13 protein-coding genes are annotated in these 17,159 nt (G+C 71.7%); 1 reads left to right on the top strand and 12 read right to left on the bottom strand.

The genetic code is table 11. From position 1 onward, the window contains the following. Positions 1 to 66 precede the first annotated feature (66 nt). The 11 genes from ACFYR0_RS10840 to ACFYR0_RS10790 all read right to left on the bottom strand — a co-directional run bounded on the left by ACFYR0_RS10840 (position 67) and on the right by ACFYR0_RS10790 (position 15,583). Positions 67 to 4,353, bottom strand: coding sequence for a discoidin domain-containing protein (locus ACFYR0_RS10840; protein WP_389324578.1), 4,287 nt, complete (start codon positions 4,351 to 4,353; stop codon positions 67 to 69). A 403-nt stretch (positions 4,354 to 4,756) separates the two neighbouring features. After that, a complete protein-coding gene (locus ACFYR0_RS10835) occupies positions 4,757 to 5,770 on the bottom strand; it encodes a LacI family DNA-binding transcriptional regulator (protein WP_389324575.1) in 1,014 nt (337 codons plus the stop codon). 64 nt (positions 5,771 to 5,834) lie between these two features. Further along, positions 5,835 to 7,469, bottom strand: coding sequence for a glycoside hydrolase family 13 protein (locus tag ACFYR0_RS10830; RefSeq protein ID WP_389324572.1), 1,635 nt, complete (start codon positions 7,467 to 7,469; stop codon positions 5,835 to 5,837). A 163-nt stretch (positions 7,470 to 7,632) separates the two neighbouring features. Next, complete coding sequence (locus ACFYR0_RS10825; RefSeq protein ID WP_389324569.1) at positions 7,633 to 8,508, bottom strand: carbohydrate ABC transporter permease; 876 nt, start codon at positions 8,506 to 8,508, stop codon at positions 7,633 to 7,635. A 15-nt stretch (positions 8,509 to 8,523) separates the two neighbouring features. Continuing rightward, positions 8,524 to 9,480 (bottom strand): carbohydrate ABC transporter permease, encoded by a 957-nt coding sequence (locus ACFYR0_RS10820; protein ID WP_389324566.1) that lies wholly within the window; start codon positions 9,478 to 9,480, stop codon positions 8,524 to 8,526. 20 nt (positions 9,481 to 9,500) lie between these two features. Beyond that, complete coding sequence (locus ACFYR0_RS10815) at positions 9,501 to 10,916, bottom strand: ABC transporter substrate-binding protein (RefSeq protein WP_389324563.1); 1,416 nt, start codon at positions 10,914 to 10,916, stop codon at positions 9,501 to 9,503. Between the two features lie 620 nt (positions 10,917 to 11,536). Next, positions 11,537 to 11,983 carry a hypothetical protein gene (locus ACFYR0_RS10810; RefSeq protein WP_389324559.1) on the bottom strand — a complete coding sequence of 149 codons (447 nt, stop codon included), beginning with the start codon at positions 11,981 to 11,983 and terminating at the stop codon, positions 11,537 to 11,539. Beyond that, positions 11,967 to 12,458: an RNA polymerase sigma factor gene (locus ACFYR0_RS10805; RefSeq protein WP_386386751.1), complete on the bottom strand. Its 492-nt coding sequence runs from the start codon at positions 12,456 to 12,458 to the stop codon at positions 11,967 to 11,969. Before ACFYR0_RS10805 ends, ACFYR0_RS10810 begins: the two co-directional genes overlap by 17 nt. A gap of 45 nt (positions 12,459 to 12,503) precedes the next feature. Next, positions 12,504 to 13,136 (bottom strand): class F sortase, encoded by a 633-nt coding sequence (locus ACFYR0_RS10800; RefSeq protein WP_389324556.1) that lies wholly within the window; start codon positions 13,134 to 13,136, stop codon positions 12,504 to 12,506. 17 nt (positions 13,137 to 13,153) lie between these two features. Continuing rightward, positions 13,154 to 13,555: a sortase-dependent protein gene (locus ACFYR0_RS10795; RefSeq protein ID WP_389324553.1), complete on the bottom strand. Its 402-nt coding sequence runs from the start codon at positions 13,553 to 13,555 to the stop codon at positions 13,154 to 13,156. 123 nt (positions 13,556 to 13,678) lie between these two features. Continuing rightward, on the bottom strand, positions 13,679 to 15,583 hold the full coding sequence (locus ACFYR0_RS10790) for a protein-arginine deiminase domain-containing protein (protein ID WP_389324550.1): 1,905 nt from the start codon (positions 15,581 to 15,583) through the stop codon (positions 13,679 to 13,681). Positions 15,584 to 15,747: 164 nt separating this feature from the next. Between ACFYR0_RS10790 and ACFYR0_RS10785 the strand changes: the two genes are divergently transcribed. Next, positions 15,748 to 16,164: a luciferase family protein gene (locus ACFYR0_RS10785; RefSeq protein WP_389324547.1), complete on the top strand. Its 417-nt coding sequence runs from the start codon at positions 15,748 to 15,750 to the stop codon at positions 16,162 to 16,164. On the opposite strand, the gene ACFYR0_RS10780 is transcribed toward ACFYR0_RS10785, so the two are convergent. After that, on the bottom strand, positions 16,142 to 17,059 hold the full coding sequence (locus tag ACFYR0_RS10780) for a Dyp-type peroxidase (RefSeq protein ID WP_389324544.1): 918 nt from the start codon (positions 17,057 to 17,059) through the stop codon (positions 16,142 to 16,144). The genes ACFYR0_RS10785 and ACFYR0_RS10780 overlap by 23 nt on opposite strands. Positions 17,060 to 17,159: the final 100 nt, after the last annotated feature.

Here is a 17,159-nt window from a genome sequence, read left to right as displayed (position 1 = left end):
CGGCGTGGCGCCCGCCGCGCGGGAACGCGACGGGCGCCGGCCGGGGACGGCCCGCTACTCCTCCCCTCAGGGGTTGATGTTCAGCTTGAAGGTGCTGGTGGTGTTGCGGACGTCGACGGCGTTGCCGTTCAGCCGCAGTCCGTTGACGGTCGCCTCGCCGACCGCCGGGCCCTGGCCGGGCTCGGGCATCTCGTTGGCCCAGATGCCGAAGCCGGACTTGGCGTCGTAGGCGTCACCGCTCTTGCGGGCGCCGGTGATGGAGATGTCGGTCAGGATCGTGTCCTTGACGGGGAACTGGGCCTGGCCGCCCACGTACCCGGTCTGGAACATCAGGCCGCTGTAGGTGGGGTCGACGATGTCGACGTTGTTGACGCGGATGCCCTGGAAGACCTTCGACGCCGAGAAGAACCAGATGCCGGGGAAGGTCTGGTTGCCCCAGAAGTGGCCGCCCGCGCGGACGATGGAGATGTTGTCGAAGGTGGTGGGCTCGGTGCCGAAGCCGTTCATCGGGTAGCCGAAGTCCAGGGAGGAGATCGTGATGCCCGAGTAGACGAGGGTGTCGGCGATGTGGATGTTGCGGAAGGTGTTGTTGTAGCCGCCGTAGACGGCCACGCCCGCCGCGCGCCAGGTCAGCGTGGTGGTCAGGTTCTCGTAGACGTTGTTCTTCATGTCCGCGCCGCCCGCGTCGATCGCGGAGAACAGCGCGAAGCTGTCGTCACCGGTGGCCCGGGCGTCGTTGTTGACGACGTGGTTGTCGGTGGAGCCGTTGGTCATGTTGACGCCGTCGGCGAACATGTTCCGGATACGGGAGTTCCTGATGGTGATCCGGTCGGTGTTGGCGCCCCAGTAGAGGCACACCATGTGCTCGTTCCAGATGTCGTCGATGACGATGTCGGTGACGTTGGCGAAGTCGAAGACCTTGCCGGGGCCGTCGATGCGCGAGGTGTAGTTGCCGAAGTAGGCGAAGCCCTTGAACAGGGAGCCCTTGGCGGTGCCCTCCGCGCGGAAGCCGACGTCGGTGTTGTCCTGGGTCGTCGGGGCGTGGAACCTGGTGTACCAGGGGCCGGCGCCGACGACCTTGACCGCCTTGCCGTACACCTGGAACTTGCTCGACGTCTGGTAGTCGCCCGGCGGCAGGTAGACGCCGCCCAGGGTGCCCGTGGTGTCCATGCGGACGCGGTCGAGCGCGTTCTGGACGTCCTGGTGGCCGAAGCCGGCCGGGACGACGTACGTCGCCGGGTCCGGGTTGGCGACCGGGACGGCCTTCTCCAGGTTCACGAAGTCGATCGCGTACGTGGAGGTGTTGGCGGCGTCCTTCTGGAGGCGGATCCTGCTGCCCGCGGGGACGTTCTCCCCGAGCATGATGTGCGCCTCGTCGTAGATGTGCCGCGGGGCGCCCGCGCCGGGCGAGTTGCCGGGTGAGGCCTCGGCGCCGTACAGCCAGGCGTACTTGGAGGTCAGCGGCAGGCTCTTCTTGAAGACGCCGTCGACGTAGACGTTGATGGTGGAGTCGGTGCCGCCGCCTCCGGCCGCGTCCGGGATGGAGAAGCGGGTGACCAGGGTGTTGGTCTCGGCGCGGGTGGTGAACTCGACGTACTCGCCGGTCGCGTCGAGGCTGACCGCCTTGCGGCCCGAGGCCTCGCCCGCGAGGTCGCCGACGTTGCGGTTGGGGCCGAGCACCGTGGCGCCGCCGCCGGTGGCGCCGTCCTCCGCCTCGTACATGTCGTACGGCATGTCGGCGCCGCGACCGACGAACAGCGGCTGGGTGGCGGTGTTGTTGGCGCGCTTGACGGGGAGTTCGTTGGTGTCGTCGGCGATGACCGTCCGCACCGTGAAGGAGCCGTCGGCCGCGGTCCAGGGGCCGAGGTTCACCTCGGCGGTGGAGCCCGCGGCGATCACGCCGTTGTGGGCACCGGTCAGGGTCTTCACCGTCGCACCCTTGTCGTCCACGACGGTCAGGGTGACGCCGTGGCTGCCCGCCGCGCTGGCCTGGTTGCCCTGGTTCCTCAGCGCGACCTTGAAGATGACGTTGTCACCGGCGGCCGGGCTGGTGGGCGTGGTCGTGACCGAGGCGGCGACCAGGTCGGCGCTCTGGACGGGCCTGACCTCCAGGGCGGTGGGGCGGGTGTAGGTGTTGTTGGTCTCGTTCTGCTCGACGACCTCGTTCGCGTCGTCGGCGACCGCGCTCAGCTCGTAGGAGCCGGCCTCGCCGGCCCCGACGGAGGCGCTGACCGTGGTCTGGGCGCCGGGCGCGAGGGCGCCGACGGCGGCGGTGGCGACCTTGGTGCCGCCCAGGCGCAGCGCGACCTCGCTGGCCGGGGCGGCGGACGGGCCGTCGTTGCGCACGGTGGCCGAGACGGTGATCTCGTCCGACTCCACGGGCGAGGCGGGTGAGGTGCTCAGCCCTGTGACCGTGAGGTCCGGGTTGGGCGCGGGCACGCCGACCACCTGGAACTCGGCGAGCTGCCCGGCCGGGGCGCCGGAGTTGGCGGTGAAACGCAGCCGGACGTCGGCGGTCCGGGAGGACACCGGCACGGTGACGCTGTTCCCGCTCGCCGGGTCGAAGGAGTACGGCCTGGCGGCGACCAGGGTGGTGAAGGCCGTGGCGCTCTGCTCGCGGCCGAGGACCTCGATCGTCTGGGATCGGGCACCCCACGCGGTGTCCGGGTTCAGCCTGAGCACGAGCCGGTCGACGTCGGCGTTGGCGCCCAGCTTGACGGTGAGCGTCTGCGGGTAGCTGCCGCCCGCGCCCTCCCAGTAGGTGGCGGTGCTGTTGTCGTTGGCGTTCGCCGCCACGAAGGTGTGGACGGTGGAGGACGCCTCGATCGGCCTGCCGACGGCCATGTTGGAGCCGGTGCCCCCGCCGCCGGTGCGGGTCACGCTGTTGCTGTTGCCCGAACGGTTGCCCGCCGCGTCCTTGGCGACCACGTGGTAGGTGACCGTGCTGCCGGCGGGCTGGGTGTCGGTGTACGTGGTGACGCCGCCCGCGACGCTGCCGCGCAGAACGTTGTCGGCGTACACGTCGTAGCCGCTCACCGCGGTGTTGTCCGTGGAGGCCGTCCAGGTGAGCCGGATCTGGCCGCCGCCGGGCTCGGTGCAGGCGAGGTTCGCGGGGGCGGTCGGGGCCTGGGTGTCGCCCGCGTCGCCGACGCGCGTGACGGTGTTGCTGTCGCCCGACTGGTTGCCTGCCGCGTCGCGGGCGCGGACCCGGTAGGACACGGTCTGGTTCGCGGGGCGGCTGTCGGTGAACGCCGTGACGTCACCCGCGACGCTGGTCAGCAGGGTGCCGTTGGCGTAGATGTCGTACGCGGTGACGCCGGTGTCGTCGCTCGCGGCGTTCCAGGTCAGCCTGATCTGGCCGGTGCCGGGCTCGGTGTGGGCCAGGTTCGCCGGGGCGGTCGGGGCCTGGGTGTCGCCGCCGGCCGGGCCGTAGATCTCCAGCTCGGACAACTGGGCGCCGGGCTGCACGGAGTTCGCGGTCACCAGGACACGGACGTGGCGGGTGGTCGCCGCGTCGAAGGTGAGGGTCGCCGTGTTGCCGCTCGCGGGGTCGAAGGTGTACGCCCTAGACGCCGTCAGGTCGGTGAAGTCCGTGCCGTCGGTGCTGCCCTGGATCTTCAGGGTCTGGCTGCGGGTCTCCCAGCCGGCCGGCAGCTTCAGCACGACCCGGTCGACGCGGACGGAGGCGCCGAGGTCGGCCTGGAGCCACTGCGGGAAGGCGTGGTTGCCGCTCTCCCAATAGGTGGCGCGATTGCCGTCGTTGGCGTTCGGGGCGGTGTACGTCTGGGTCTGGCTGCTGGCCGTCAGGGTGCGGCCCGCGGCGAGGTTGACGGAGGACCGGTCGGCCGAGTGGACCTCCAGCTCGGACAACTGGGCTGCCTGCCAGCCGGTGTTGGCGGTGATGTGCACACGGACGAACCGGGTCAGCGTGGCCGGGAAGGACACCGTGACGGTGTTCCCGGCTCCCGGACTGAAGGTGTAGGCGGCGGAGTTCTTCAGCGTGCTGAAGCTGGTGCCGTCGGCGCTGCCCTGGACGGAGAGGGTCTGGCTGCGGGTCTCCCAGCCGGCCGGCAGCTTCAGCACGACCTCGTCGATCCGCTCGGTCGCACCGAGGTCGGCCTGCACCCACTGGGGCAGGCTCGTGCCCGAACTCTGCCAGTACGAGGCCTGGTTGCCGTCCGTGATGCCGCCGGCGCCGTACTCGGTGTGGGAGCTGCTCGCCGCGGCGGTGTCGCCCAGCGCGATGTTGGGCCCGCCCGCGGCATGGGCGGTCAGCAGCGGCCCGCCCAGCGCCAGCAGGCTCGTCGCGACCACGGCGCTCAGGCCCCGTGATCTCCATGTGGGGGTACTCATCGGTCCTCGCTTCTCGGGCTCGCGCGTCCTGCGGCACGGGATGGGGTCTCGGGCCGTGGCGCGAGATGCGGCTCAGGGATGACGTGCGTCCGCGCAGATCCGGCGCTTGAATATCCGGCACTTTGTCATTCGTAGTTTGCGCGGGACGATCAGAGAGTTGCAGAGCTTCGTTCATGCGTCTACAGATTCGACCGGACGACTTGCGAAGCTCCAGCTAGAGCCCATGACGGAAATCCGGGGCGGGGCCGGGGAGTCCGGGAGAGGCCGGGGGAGCCCGGGAGAGGTTCGGGGACTCCGGGAGTGGTCCGGGAACGGCGACGGCACCGGTGTCGTCCGCCGCTGGGGCGGGACACCGGTGCCGGTGGGGTGAGGGGTGTTCGGTCGCCGGTCGGCCGGCGGTGGGTCAGCGGGCGCCGGGCGGCGGGGCGGTGGAGCCGCGGACGACGAGTTCGGGCTCGAAGAGGAGTTCGCCGGGGTGGGCCTGGGTGCCCTGGATCTGGGCGCAGAGCAGGTCGACGGCGGCGCGGCCCATGGCCTCGATGGGCTGGCGGACGGTCGACAGCGGGGGTTCGGTGCAGGTCATGAAGGCGGAGTCGTCGAAGCCGACGACGGAGACGTCGGTGGGGACGGCGAGGCCGCGGCGGCGGGCGGCGCGGACGGCGCCGAGGGCGAGCGGGTCGCTGGCGCAGACGATGCCGGTGACGCCGCGCTCGAGCAGGCGTGTGGTCGCGGCCTGGCCGCCCTCCAGCGAGAAGATCGACCGCTCCACGAACTCCTCGGCCCACTTCGTGCCGGTGGCCTTCGCCGCCGCCCTGGCCGCCTCCAGCTTGCGCCGCGAGGGCACATGGTCGGCCGGTCCGAGGACCATGCCGATCCGCTCGTGCCCCAGCGAGGCCAGGTGGCGCCAGGCCTGCTCCACGGCGACCGCGTCGTCACAGGCGACACAGGGGAAGTCCAGGCCCTCTATCGAGGCGTTGATCAGGACGACCGGGATACTGCGCTCGGCGAGCCGGTGGTAGTGCTCGTGCGGGGCGTCGGCCTGGGCGAAGAGACCGCCGGCGAAGACCACGCCGGAGACCTGCTGCTGGAGCAGCAGGTCCACGTAGTCCGCCTCGGAGACCCCGCCCTTGGTCTGCGTGCACAGCACGGGTGTCAGCCCCTGCTGGGCGAGCGCACCCCCGATGACCTCGGCGAACGCCGGGAAGATGGGGTTCTGCAGCTCCGGCAGCACCAGACCGACGAGCCGGGCGCGCTCCCCGCGCAGCTGCGTCGGGCGCTCGTAGCCGAGCACGTCGAGCGCCGTGAGCACGGACTGGCGGGTCGCCTCGGACACCCCGGGCTTGCCGTTGAGGACACGGCTGACCGTCGCCTCGCTGACACCCACCTTCTTGGCCACCTGAGCAAGTCGTCGCGTCATGCACGCAAGGTTAACGCAAGAAGCGCAAATGGATTGCGTGCGTTCTCATCCCGCGGAGACGTCCTCATGGCCGTCGTCCGCGCAGCCATGCGGTGGTGTCCGGGGGGAGGGTTCCGTCGGGGTGGAGGGGGTTGCTGGTGAGGAGGAGGTGGGTGTGCGGGGGGAGGGGGACGGGGTGGTCGGTGAGGTTGACGGTGCAGGTGAGGCCGTGGGGGCGGGTGAAGGTGAGGACGCCGGGGTGGGTGGGCTGCCAGGTGAGGGGGCCGTCGCCGAAGCCGGGTTCGGTGCGGCGCAGGTGCAGGGCGCGACGGTAGAGGGTGAGCATGGAGTGCGGGTCGGTGGCCTGGCGGTCGACGGCGTAGTCGGCCCAGTCGTCGGGCTGGGGCAGCCACGGCTCGCCACCCGTGCCGGTCTGCGTGCTGGTGGTGCTGAAGCCGTAGTGGGGGGCGTCGGCGTGCCAGGGCAGGGGGACGCGGCAGCCGTCGCGGCCGGGGTCGGTGCCGCCGGAGCGGAAGTGCATGGGGTCCTGGATGCGTTCGCGGGGGATGTCGGCCTCGGGCAGGCCCAGTTCCTCGCCCTGGTAGAGGTAGACCGACCCCGGCAGCGCCAGCGTCAGCAGGGCCGCGGCCCGCGCCCGCCGGGTGCCGAGTTGCAGGTCGGTGGGGGTGTCGAAGGTTTTGGTGGCGAAGTCGAAGGCGGTGTCGGTGCGGCCGTAGCGGGTGACGGTGCGGGTGACGTCGTGGTTGCACAGGACCCAGGTGGCGGGGGCGCCGACGGGGGCGTGTTCGGCGAGGGTGTCGTCGATCGCGGCGCGCAGCCGCTCCGGCTCCCAGGGGCAGGTGAGGAAGGAGAAGTTGAACGCCGTGTGCAGTTCGCCGGGGCGCAGGTAGCGGGCGAAGCGTTCGGCGTCGGGCAGCCAGACCTCGCCGACGAACACGGCCCCGTACTGGTCGGCGACGGTGCGCCAGGAGCGGTAGATGTCGTGGAGTTCGTCCTGGTCGATGTAGGGGTGGGGGTCGGTGTCCTCGTGGAGGTCGGGGAGGTCGGGGTGTTTGACGAGGAGGGCGGCGGAGTCGATGCGGACGCCGGCGACGCCGCGGTCGAACCAGAAACGCAGGATGTCCTCGTGTTCCCGGCGGACGTCGGGGTGGTTCCAGTTGAGGTCGGGCTGCTGGGGGGTGAAGAGGTGGAGGTAGTACTCGCCGTCGGGGACGCGGGTCCAGGTGGTGCCGGAGAACTGGGAGGGCCAGGTGTTGGGCGGGTCCTGGCCGTGTTCGCCGCGGCCCGGGCGGAAGTGGAAGCGGGCGCGTTCGGGGCTGCCGGGTCCTGCGGTGAGGGCGGCCTGGAACCAGGGGTGCTGGTCGGAGACGTGGTTGGGGACGATGTCGACGATGGTGCGGATGCCGAGGGCGTGGGCTTCGGCGATGAGTTTCTCGGCGTCGTCGAGGGTGCCGAAGGCGGGGTCGATGGCGCGGTAGTCGGTGACGTCGTAGCCGCCGTCGATCATGGGTGAGGTGTACCAGGGGGTGAACCAGACGGCGTCGACGCCGAGTTCGGCGAGGTGGGGCAGTCTCGCTCGGATGCCCGCGAGGTCGCCGGTGCCGTCGCCGTCGCCGTCGGCGAAGCTGCGGGGGTACACCTGGTAGATGACGGCGTCGCGCCACCAGGCGTCCGTGCGGGGCGGTTGAGGGGCTGCCACGTGAGGTCCTTTCGGGCAGGGGAGGGTACTCCGTCGCCGCCCCGGTCGGGCGGGGCGTGTCGGATACGGAACGGCGACGGAGGCTTCGGGATACGGCGGCGGGCGCTGTCGGCCCCGGTGGGCACGGCGGCGGACGGCTGTCGGCCCCGGTGGGTGAGGGGTGTCAGCCCTTGAGACCGCCGGCGGTGAGGCCGCTCATGATGTTGCGCTGGAAGATCAGGAAGACGATCAGGGTCGGCACGGACGCGATGGTCAGCGCGGCGACGAGGACGTTCACCGGGACCCCGCTGGAGAGTGAGTAGATGCCGACGTTGAGGGTCTGCTTGGACGGGTCGGGCAGGGTGAGCATCGGCCAGAGGAAGTCCTTCCAGACCCCGACGACGGCGAAGATCGACACCACGCCGAGGATGGGCCGGGAGACCGGCAGGACGATCGACCACAGGACGCGCGTCGGGCTGGCGCCGTCCATGGCCGCGGCGTCCAGGAGCTCCTTGGGTATGGAGTCGAAGAACCGCTTGAGCAGGAAGATGTTGAAGGCGTTGGTCACGGACGGCAGCCAGATCGCCCAGGGCGTGTTCAGCAGGTTGCGCTCGACGATCGGCACGTCCAGCACGGTGAGGTACTGCGGCACGACGAGGACGGTCGCCGGGATCATCAGGGTGGCGAGCATCAGGCCGAGGATCGCCTTGCCCAGCACCGGGCGGAGCCTGGACAGCGAGTAGGCGGCGGCCACGTCGAACACGAGCTGGAAGGCGAGCGCGCCGAAGGCGTAGAACAGGGTGTTCATCAGCAGCGAGGACAGGTCCATGACCTCCCAGGCGCGGCTGTGGTTGTCGGGCGTGAAGCTCTCGGGCACCAGGGTCGGCGGGGTCGCGACGACTTCCTGGGAGTCCTTGAACCCGCTGGAGACCAGCCAGTACAGCGGGCCCAGGAAGACGAGCGTGAAGCCGCCGACGACCAGGGCGAACACGGTCCGGTACAGGGCCTTGGCGCGCGGTTCGGCGAGCCGGGCCGGTGAGATGAGGGTGCGTGTCGACATCGGTGGGCTCCCGCCCTACTCGTCCTCGGCGCGGCTGAGCTTCACGTACGCCGCCGAGAAACCGGCGAGCAGGACGAGCAGCATCAGGCCGAGTGCGGCCGCGGCACCGTAGTTGTTGAAGTTGAAGGCGTACTGGTAGATGAGGTAGACGACCGTGGTCGTGGACCCCTCGGGTCCGGCGCCGCCGGTGAGCAGGAACGGCTCCACGAAGACCTGCATGGTCGCGATCACCTGCATCAGCAGCATCAGCGACAGGATCAGCCGGGTCTGCGGGACGGTGACGTGCCAGATCTTGCGGAACAGGCCGGCGCCGTCGAGCTCCGCGGCCTCGTAGAGCTCTCCGGGGATGCCCTGGAGGGCGGCGAGGTAGATCAGGGTGGCGCCGCCCATGTTCATCCAGGTCGCGGCGATCACCACGGACAGCATCGACAGGTCCGGGTCCTGAAGCCACTGCTGTTCGGGCAGGTGCAGGAAGCCCAGGAGTTCGTTGAGCAGGCCGTAGCCGGGGTCGTAGAGGTACTTGAACAGCAGGACCGAGGCGACCGGCGGCAGCATCACGGGGAGATAGACCAGCAGGCGCAGATAGCTCTGGCCCTGGCGGAACTCGTTGATCACGACCGCCGTCACGAACGGCACGGCGAAGCCGAGGACCAGCGCGAGCACGGTGAACAGCAGGGTGTTGCGCCAGGCCTGCCAGAAGGCGGGGTCGTTGAAGACGGTCCTGAGGTTGTCCAGGCCGACCCAGACGGTGTCGCCGCTCTCGGTCTTCTGGAACGCGAGCAGGAACTCGCGGACCATCGGGTACCAGGAGAACACCGCGAAACAGATCACCGCGCCGATCAGGAAGCCGTGCGCGGTCAGGTTCCGCCGCAGGCTTCTGCCGAAGGCGCCGCGGGGCGATGCCGGACCCCTGGGGGGCGGCGGGGCGAGGCGGTGGGCCGCCTCGCCCCGGGTCGCGGCCGGGGCCGGCATCGTCGCTTCCCCCTGGTGGCTCACTGGTCGGCCAGGACCTGGTTGACCTGCGCCTCGGCGGTGTCGAGGAGCTTGTCGATGTCGGCGTCCTCGTTGGTGAGGATGCCGGACATCACGTTGTCGAGGATCTTGTAGAGCTCCTGCGCCTTCGGCGGCTCGGCCTTGCCGGCCACCGGGTTGTCCATGAACGACCGGAAGTTCTCCACCGGCATGGTGGCGTTGGCGGCACGGGCCGCGTCGTCCGCCTTCTTCGACTCGCCGGTCCAGAAGTTGGGCTGCGGCACGCCCACCGGAAGCTTGTCGGCCTTGGTGCGCGCCCAGTCGAACTGCCCCTTGCCGACGGTGAGGTTCTTGAAGTTCAGCCAGGCCACGGCCGCCTTCACCTTGTCCGACGAAATGCCCTGCTTGACCATGTAGTTGTTGCCGCCGGCCAGCGTGCTCCTCCCACCCGGGATCGGGCCCATGCCGAAGTTCTCGTACTCCGCGCCCAGTTGCTGCACCATGTACGCGATGTCGTCCGGCGCCGCCAGGAACATGCCCAGCTTGTCCGTGGCGATCTGCTTCTGCAGGTCGCCCCACTTCAGCAGCTGGGTCCTGCCCATGCTGTCGTCCTCCCAGCGCATCGCGTGGAGGTTCCGGGCGACTTCGCGGCCGATGCCGTCGTTGAACGCGGCCTTCTTCCCGCTCGCGTCCACCACGTCACCGCCGCGGCTGTACATCTGCGCGGTGAAGTGCCAGCCGCCGGTGTTCGCGGCGCTGTACTCACCGAACCCCGCGACTCCCCCGCCGAGCCCCGCGATCCGCTTCGCCGCCGCCCGGACCTCCTCCCAGGTGCGCGGCGGGGCGTCCGGGTCCAGGCCCGCCTGCCGGAACAGCTTGCGGTTGACCAGCAGGCCCATCGTGTAGTTGCTGGTCGGCAGCCCGTACAGCCTCCCCTCGTGCTTCAGCGAGCCCAGCACGTTCGGGTCGATGTCCTTCAGCGCCGGAACGCTCCTGTCGTTGACGTACGCGGTGATGTCCTGCGCGCCGTCCTCCGACAGCACCTGCGGCAGGTCGGTGAAGTACGTGTAGAACACGTCCGGCTGCGACTTCGCCTTCAGCATCGCCGTGAACCGCGGCGGCTCCAGACACTGGCCCGGCGTGGAACGCCCCTCGATCGTGACGTTCGGATACGTCTTGTTGAACTCGGCGACGTCCTCCTTCCACTCCTTCAGCTCCGCAGCCTTCGCCGCCGGGGGCATGCAGTCGATCGTCAGCGTCACCTTCGTCTTCGGGTCCAGCGGGGCCGACGGGTCCGAGGACCCGCTCCCCGACGGCTCACCACCACCGTCGTCGCTGCTGCTCGTGCCGCAGGCGGCGAGCGCGGTCAGCGTCAGCGCGGAGACGGCTACGGCGGTGACTGCGCGGCGGGTACGGCGGGACCTGGCAGTTCTCATGGTGCTCCCCTTCGGGCGGACGTGGAGGAGGCCCCTCTCGCGGTGCGTGTGGGGCGCGGCACACTCAACCATCGTCGACAAGAGGACGCAAGATGTCGCGCCAGTTTTGCAATTGCTCGACAGCTCTTCGTCGTTTGCGGGTGCGGGACCCCGGCGGCCGTTCGCGCAGTTCCCCGCGCCCCTTGTGTTCTCGGGTGCGGGTGGTCGGTTGCCGGCCGCGCGGTTCCCCGCGCCCCTTGAGGGGGTGGGTGGCTCGCGTGCGTCTGCGCGTGCGGGTCGTGGGGGTTGCTCGCGCAGTTCCCCGCGCCCCTTGAGGGGGTGACCTGCTGCCCTTCCAAGGGACGCACGCCCTGCTTCGGGGGCGCGGGGAACTGCGCGATCTGTCAGAGGCGCGGGGAACTGCGCAGGCTTTTCAGGGGCGCGGGGAACTGCGCATCTCTTGGGGGCGCGGGGAACTGCGCGGTCTTTTGAGGGGCGCGGGGAACTGCGCGGTCAGGCGGGCACGGCCCGCAGTCGGCAGCGCGCCGCAGGGGGCACCTCAACGGCACCCTGGTATGCCCCGGCCGCGGCGCCTACGCGCCGGACACAGCCCCGTCGGCCCCCATCACCCGCACCGCCCGTCAGCGCGGTGCCGACGTCGGCGTGGGAGTCGGCATCGGAGCCGTCGCCGTCGGCGTGGGGCTGACCATGCCGGAACCAGAACCCGGGCTCGGCTGCTCCGACGGCGGCACGGACGGGGCCGGGGAAGGCCGGCCGGTCACCGGCGGCGCCGACGCGTCCGACGGGGTGGGCGAACCGGTCGCCGGCGGCGGGGCCAGCGGCGGAGCCGGGCGCGCCGGGGCGTCCGAGCCGGTGAAGTACAGGGGCAGCGCGCCGAGCGCGAGGGCCGCGCAGGTCAGGGCCGCGCCCGCCGAGGCGCGCAGCAGCCGTCGGCGCGACGCCGAGCGGCGGACCTTCTCGAAGTGCCCCGGGGGCGGGGCGAGATGACCGGCGGGCGGGCCGAGGAGCACGGTGAGGGGGTCGTCCGGGCCGCCGAGGTCGTCCTCGCCGTCAAAGCGTGTGGTCAAGGCTTCTCCTCAGGTGGACGCGGAGCAGTTCGCGGGCCGCGTGCAGATCGGCCTTGACGGTCCCTTCCTTGCGCCCGGTCAGCACGGACACCTCCCGGATCGGCATGTCAGCGTAGTAGTGCAGCAGGATCGGGGTGCGCAGCCGGTCAGGCAGCGACTGGACCAGCAGCCGCACGGACGGATCGGACTGCTCCACCGGCCCCGCCACCGCCGCCTCGTGGGTGACCCGGCGGACGGCCCTGCGCTCGCGCTCCAGTTTGCGCCAGTGGTCCCGGACGAGGTTGGCCGCGGTGACGTAGAGGAAACCGCGCGGCTCGTCGACCTTCGTCCAGCGCGCCCACAGCCGGGTGAACGCCTCCGAGGCGATCTCGTGCGCCGTCCCGTCGTCGTCGACGAGACGGCGGCACCAGCCGGCGAGACGCGGGTACAGGGCGGCGAACAGCTCCGACGCCGCCTCGTCGCGGGACCGTTTCAACGCTCTCCAGGGTCGTGAGGGCACGGGGGAAGGATGCCGGTGGGATCAGGGGGTGCCGGACGTCAGGGTCGCGAACGCGATGACGTTGTCCCGGTACTCGCCCCCGCTGCGCGGACCGCCGCAGGTGATCAGCCGCAGCTCCGGGCGGGCCGTGTCGCCGTAGACGTCCCGTACGGGGAACTCGGCCTTGCGGACCGTGCGGACCGCGTCGACCGCGAAGACCTCCGTACGGCCGTCCGCCAGCGTGACCTCGATCCGGTCGCCGGGCCGCAGCCGGTCGAGCCGGCGGAAGACGCCGTCGCCGTAGGGGCCGACGGTGACATGGCCGAGCAGGACCGACGGGCCCTTCTGCCCGGGTGTCGGGGAGTGCCGGTACCAGCCCGCGCGGTCGTGCTCGGTCACCGGCGGCACCTGCACGCCGCCGTCCGCGGCCAGCCCGAGGCTCATGACCGGGGTGTCGACCCCGGCGGCGGGGACGCGCAGCCGCACCGGCTCCGAGCGCGCGGAGGGCCGTACGGCGGCAGCGCCCCCGGACCCGCCCTCGGCCCCGGACCCAGACCCCGCCCCGGAGGCCTTCGTGGCTCCCGCGCCGCCCGGTTCCGTGCCGCCGCCCCCGCAGCCCGCGAGCAGCGCGGTCACGGCCGCGGCGGTCAACGCGCCCCGGACGAGCGGGTTCACGCGCCGGACGAGCCGGTTCACGCCCCGGTCGCCCGCCGGCGCCGCACGACGAGGACGGCCGCGCCGCCCGCGAGGAGCACCGCCGCGCCCGCGCCCGCGGCCGTGGCGCCGCCGTTCGACCCGGCCGTGGAGACGTCACCGGTGTCGGGTGCGCCGCTCGGCACGACGGACACCTGGCCGCCGCCCGGCGCCTCGGTCGGCACCGGGGAGGGCGCGGCGGAGGGCACGGCGCTCTCGCTGGGCGAGGGCATCGCGGTGGGCTGGGCGCTCGGCATGCCGCTGCCGCCCCCGCCGTCGGCGCTCTCGCTCGGCGGCAGGGTGGGCACGGGGGACGGGGAGCCGTCCGCGAAGGCGGCGCCGCCTCCCGCCAGTACGGCGGCACAGGCCACGGCCAGGGCACCCAGCACGGTTCGTCGCATCGCTTCGCTCTCTTTCGTCGTGGTCGGTGACGACCTCGGTGACGGATCGAGCGGAGAGACGACGCGGGCCCCTGCCGGGTTGTAAAGAGACGGCAAAGGCCCGCGAGGAGTGGGCGGACCGGATCAGCGGGCCGCCGGAGCGCCCCACCACGGCGCCGAGGTGTCCCGCAGGGTGTTGGTGCCGCAGTGCACCTCGCCCATGCCGAGGTGGTACGTGTACCAGTCGTCGATGTACGAGACCTTGATGCCGGCCTTGCGGTAGGCGGCGGTCACGGCCGTGGTGAAGATGTCCTTGCCGCCGATGACCGGCCCCCACTGGCGCGGGGCGAGGTAGCGGTCGCGCGCGAGCAGGATGCCGTTGACGGCGCCCGGGACGTAGGCGCTGGTGGCGACGACCGGCGCGGCGGCCGCCCCCTCGCGGGCGAGCAGGCCCTGCTGGCCGTGGTCGCGCACCCCGTCCCCGACGGTGCCGCCGACGCGGCGCAGCAGGGGCATCCGGGTACCGGCCGAATCGCCCACGATGCCCCGGGTGTACAGGGCGGGCACCCGGACGACCTCGTCGTCGGTGACGCCGGTCTCCCGCTTGAGGACGTCGAGGTTCGCCCGGATGCGCTCGGCGGCCATGGTGTTGTCGGACACCAGGTGCCGGGAGGCGAGGGCCTGCGCGATGGTCTCCTGGGGCGGCAGCATGCCGTTGCCGGCCTTCACCGAGAACATCCGGGTGCCGCCGTGGCCCTCGCGCTCGGCCTTGCGCAGCAGGTCGAGTCCGGCCTGCGGGTCGGCGATCCCGATCCGCCAGCCGCGCGGGGTGTCGGCGGGCAGGAACTGCACGAACTCGTCGACGTGCCCGACGTGCAGCCAGGAGGTGTCCAGCAGCAGCGGGTTCTGCAGGCCCTGGGAGCGCAGCAGCGCGCGGATCTCCCGCGAGGGCCGCGCGTTGCCGCCCTCGCGCCGGCCCATGATGATCCGGCCGGCCGGGTAGGAGCGGCCGCCCCGGGCGTACGGCGGGATGGTCTCCAGGTTGCCGAAGGAGTTCAGCGTCTCCCAGCCGCGCATGTCCCGCCCGCGCGCCTGCACCACACCGATGCCGGGGCCGCGCAGCCTGCTGTACAGCTCCCGCCCGGCGGGCCGGTCCTGGGCCGAGCGCAGCATCACCCGTATCGTCTGCGGGCGCCCGCCGGGCCCGGTCATCCCGACGTACGCCGGCTCGACGAAGTCCTGTGCCCAGACGTCGCCGTACTGGCGGAACCTGACGACCGGCGCGGTCACCCCGGCCGCCTCGGCCTGGCGCACCAGGCCCTTGACGAACTGCTGCTGGCTGCGGGCGTAGGAGTCGTTGCCGGGGACCTCCGTGACCAGGACCCGCTGGGTGTTCTGGAGGTTGTGGTGGGTGAGCAGCGGGGCCGCGCGCAGGGTCACCTCGTCGGTGGAGGTGCCGTCCGCGGAGGTGACCGTCAGCCGGATCACCGCGCGTCCGTCCCAGACGCCGCTGTCGCGGATCACGTCCTTGCCCTCGACGCCGAACTCCGCGCCCGCGCGCAGCTCCTGGGCGGTCAGCCGGGTCGCCGTGGTGACCGGTGTCCAGGCGCCGGCGCGCTTGAGGAACACCCTGACGTGCCCGTTGCCGGTGGTCACGCGGACGCTGCCGGTGGCGTCGTCGGACAGGCCGGTGGCGGCCACGGACCGTACCCGGGCCAGGTCGGCGGCGTCCGCACTCCCGTTGACCTTGCCGTCGGCGGCGTCGTTGCAGCGGGCGAGTGCCGCGTCGGGGGTGGCGGCGGCCGGGGGACGGCAACGCCGGGAGTCGTCGTCGATGTTGGGCAGGAACAGCGCCCCGCGCCCGACGGACCAGGTGTCCTCGCCCTGTTCGTCCGTGACACCGGTGACGTCGACGGTCCCGTCGCGGTCCACGTCCGCCCGCAGGTCGATCCGGGGCGGCTCCGCCGCCTGGGCCGGGGCCTGCGGCGCGAGCACCGCCGTCGCCGCGGTGAGGGCGAGAACCACCCGTCCGGCTTGTCTTGTACGCACCTTGTCGCGTCCTTTCCTCCACGGTTGCCACCGGGGAAGAGGGCGGGGGGACGCGGTGCGTTGTGTACGGATCCGGCCAATCGGCACACGGGTTGTAGCTCACGGCCGGGTTACGGTGCGCTCAACCTCTGGTGTATGACGAGTAAGAGAGCAACCATGGAGCCATGACTCCGGCCCAGCGCGCCCGGGAGTGCCTCACGGTCTGGCCCGACCTCTCTCCGGGTCCGGCCACCTGTGGTACGGGCCATGCGCTTCGCTCCTCGTACGGCGAGATCGTCCACTTCCACACCGGCCACGACGTCGACCTCCATCTCACCGACCGCACCATCGGACGCCTCGCCTCCAACTTCGGGGCCTCCACGGCGATCCGGCTGGTGCCGGGCTCGGGCTGGGTGACCGTGCACCTCGACTGCGACGCGGACGTGGATCTGCTGCTGAGCCTCGTGAGCGTCGCCCTCAAGGCCCAGCAGACCGATGTGCCGCGGGCCGCGGCGAGCGGCTGCAATCTGCACCGGGTGACCGTGCTGCCGCGCCAGCCGGGCGCCGCCGCGGAGCCGCTCAGGCGGCGGGCAGGTCGCTGAGGAACGTCGCCGAGGGTACGAAGAACCGTGTGCCGGTGACCGCGCGGGAGAAGTCCAGCAGCGGGTCCGGCCCGGTCTCCGCCGTGCCCAGGTACATCCGCGTCAGCATCGTCTCCGTGATCTCCGGGTCACGGGCGTAGGCGATGAAGTACGTGCCGAACTCGCCGTGTCCCGGGCGGCCGAAGGGCATCGCCCCGCGCAGGATGCGGCGTTCGTCGCCGTCCGCGTCGGTGAGGGTGTTCACCTTCACGTGGGAGCCGGGGGCGTTGATCTCCAGGTTGGTCAGCTTGGTGCGGCCGATGGTCTGTTCCTGCTCCTCGACGCTGAGCTTGTCCCAGGCGTCCACCTCGTGCAGGTACTTCTGCACGACGGCGTGGCTGCCGCCCTCGAAGCCCGGTTCCTCGACGCCGATCAGGGCCGTTTCGGAGGCGACCGGGCCCACGGGGTTCTCGGTGCCGTCCACGAAGCCGAGGAGGTTGCGGGAGTCGAGATAGGAGAACGCCTGTACCTCGTCCTCTACGGTCACCAGGTCGGACAGGCCCTTGAGGATCTCCGTGGTGAGGGCGAAGCAGAGGTCCTGGCGCTCGGCGCGGATGTGGAAGAGCAGGTCGCCGGGGGTGGACACGGCGCGGTGGCGCGGGCCCGCGAGTTCGCGGAACGGGTGGAGGGCCGGGGGGCGGGGGGCGCCCGCGGTGATCCGGTCCCAGGCGAGGGAGCCGATGCCCGCGACGCAGGTGAGGCGGGCGGTGGGGTGACCGAAGCCGATGGCCCGCGTGAGGGACGCCAGTTCCGACAGCAGCGTGCGGGTCTGGGGCTCGCCGCCCTCCTTCACGGTGAGTATGAGGAACGTCGCCGCGGAGGTCGGTGGGTCCAGGACTGGCTGCGCCTGCGACATACGGTCTCCCTCTGCTGTGCTCGCCGTCTTCGGCATTCCGCCTGGTGTGCCGCCTCGCGGCCTTTCCCCTGGCTACGACCCTAGAGGCGGGCGGGGGCTT

Origin of the sequence: Streptomyces sp. NPDC005017, from assembly GCF_042873115.1 — a bacterium.
GTDB lineage: Bacteria > Actinomycetota > Actinomycetes > Streptomycetales > Streptomycetaceae > Streptomyces.
The sequence above is the reverse complement of the archived record's forward strand: the minus strand, read 5'-3'. Positions and strand labels throughout refer to the sequence as shown.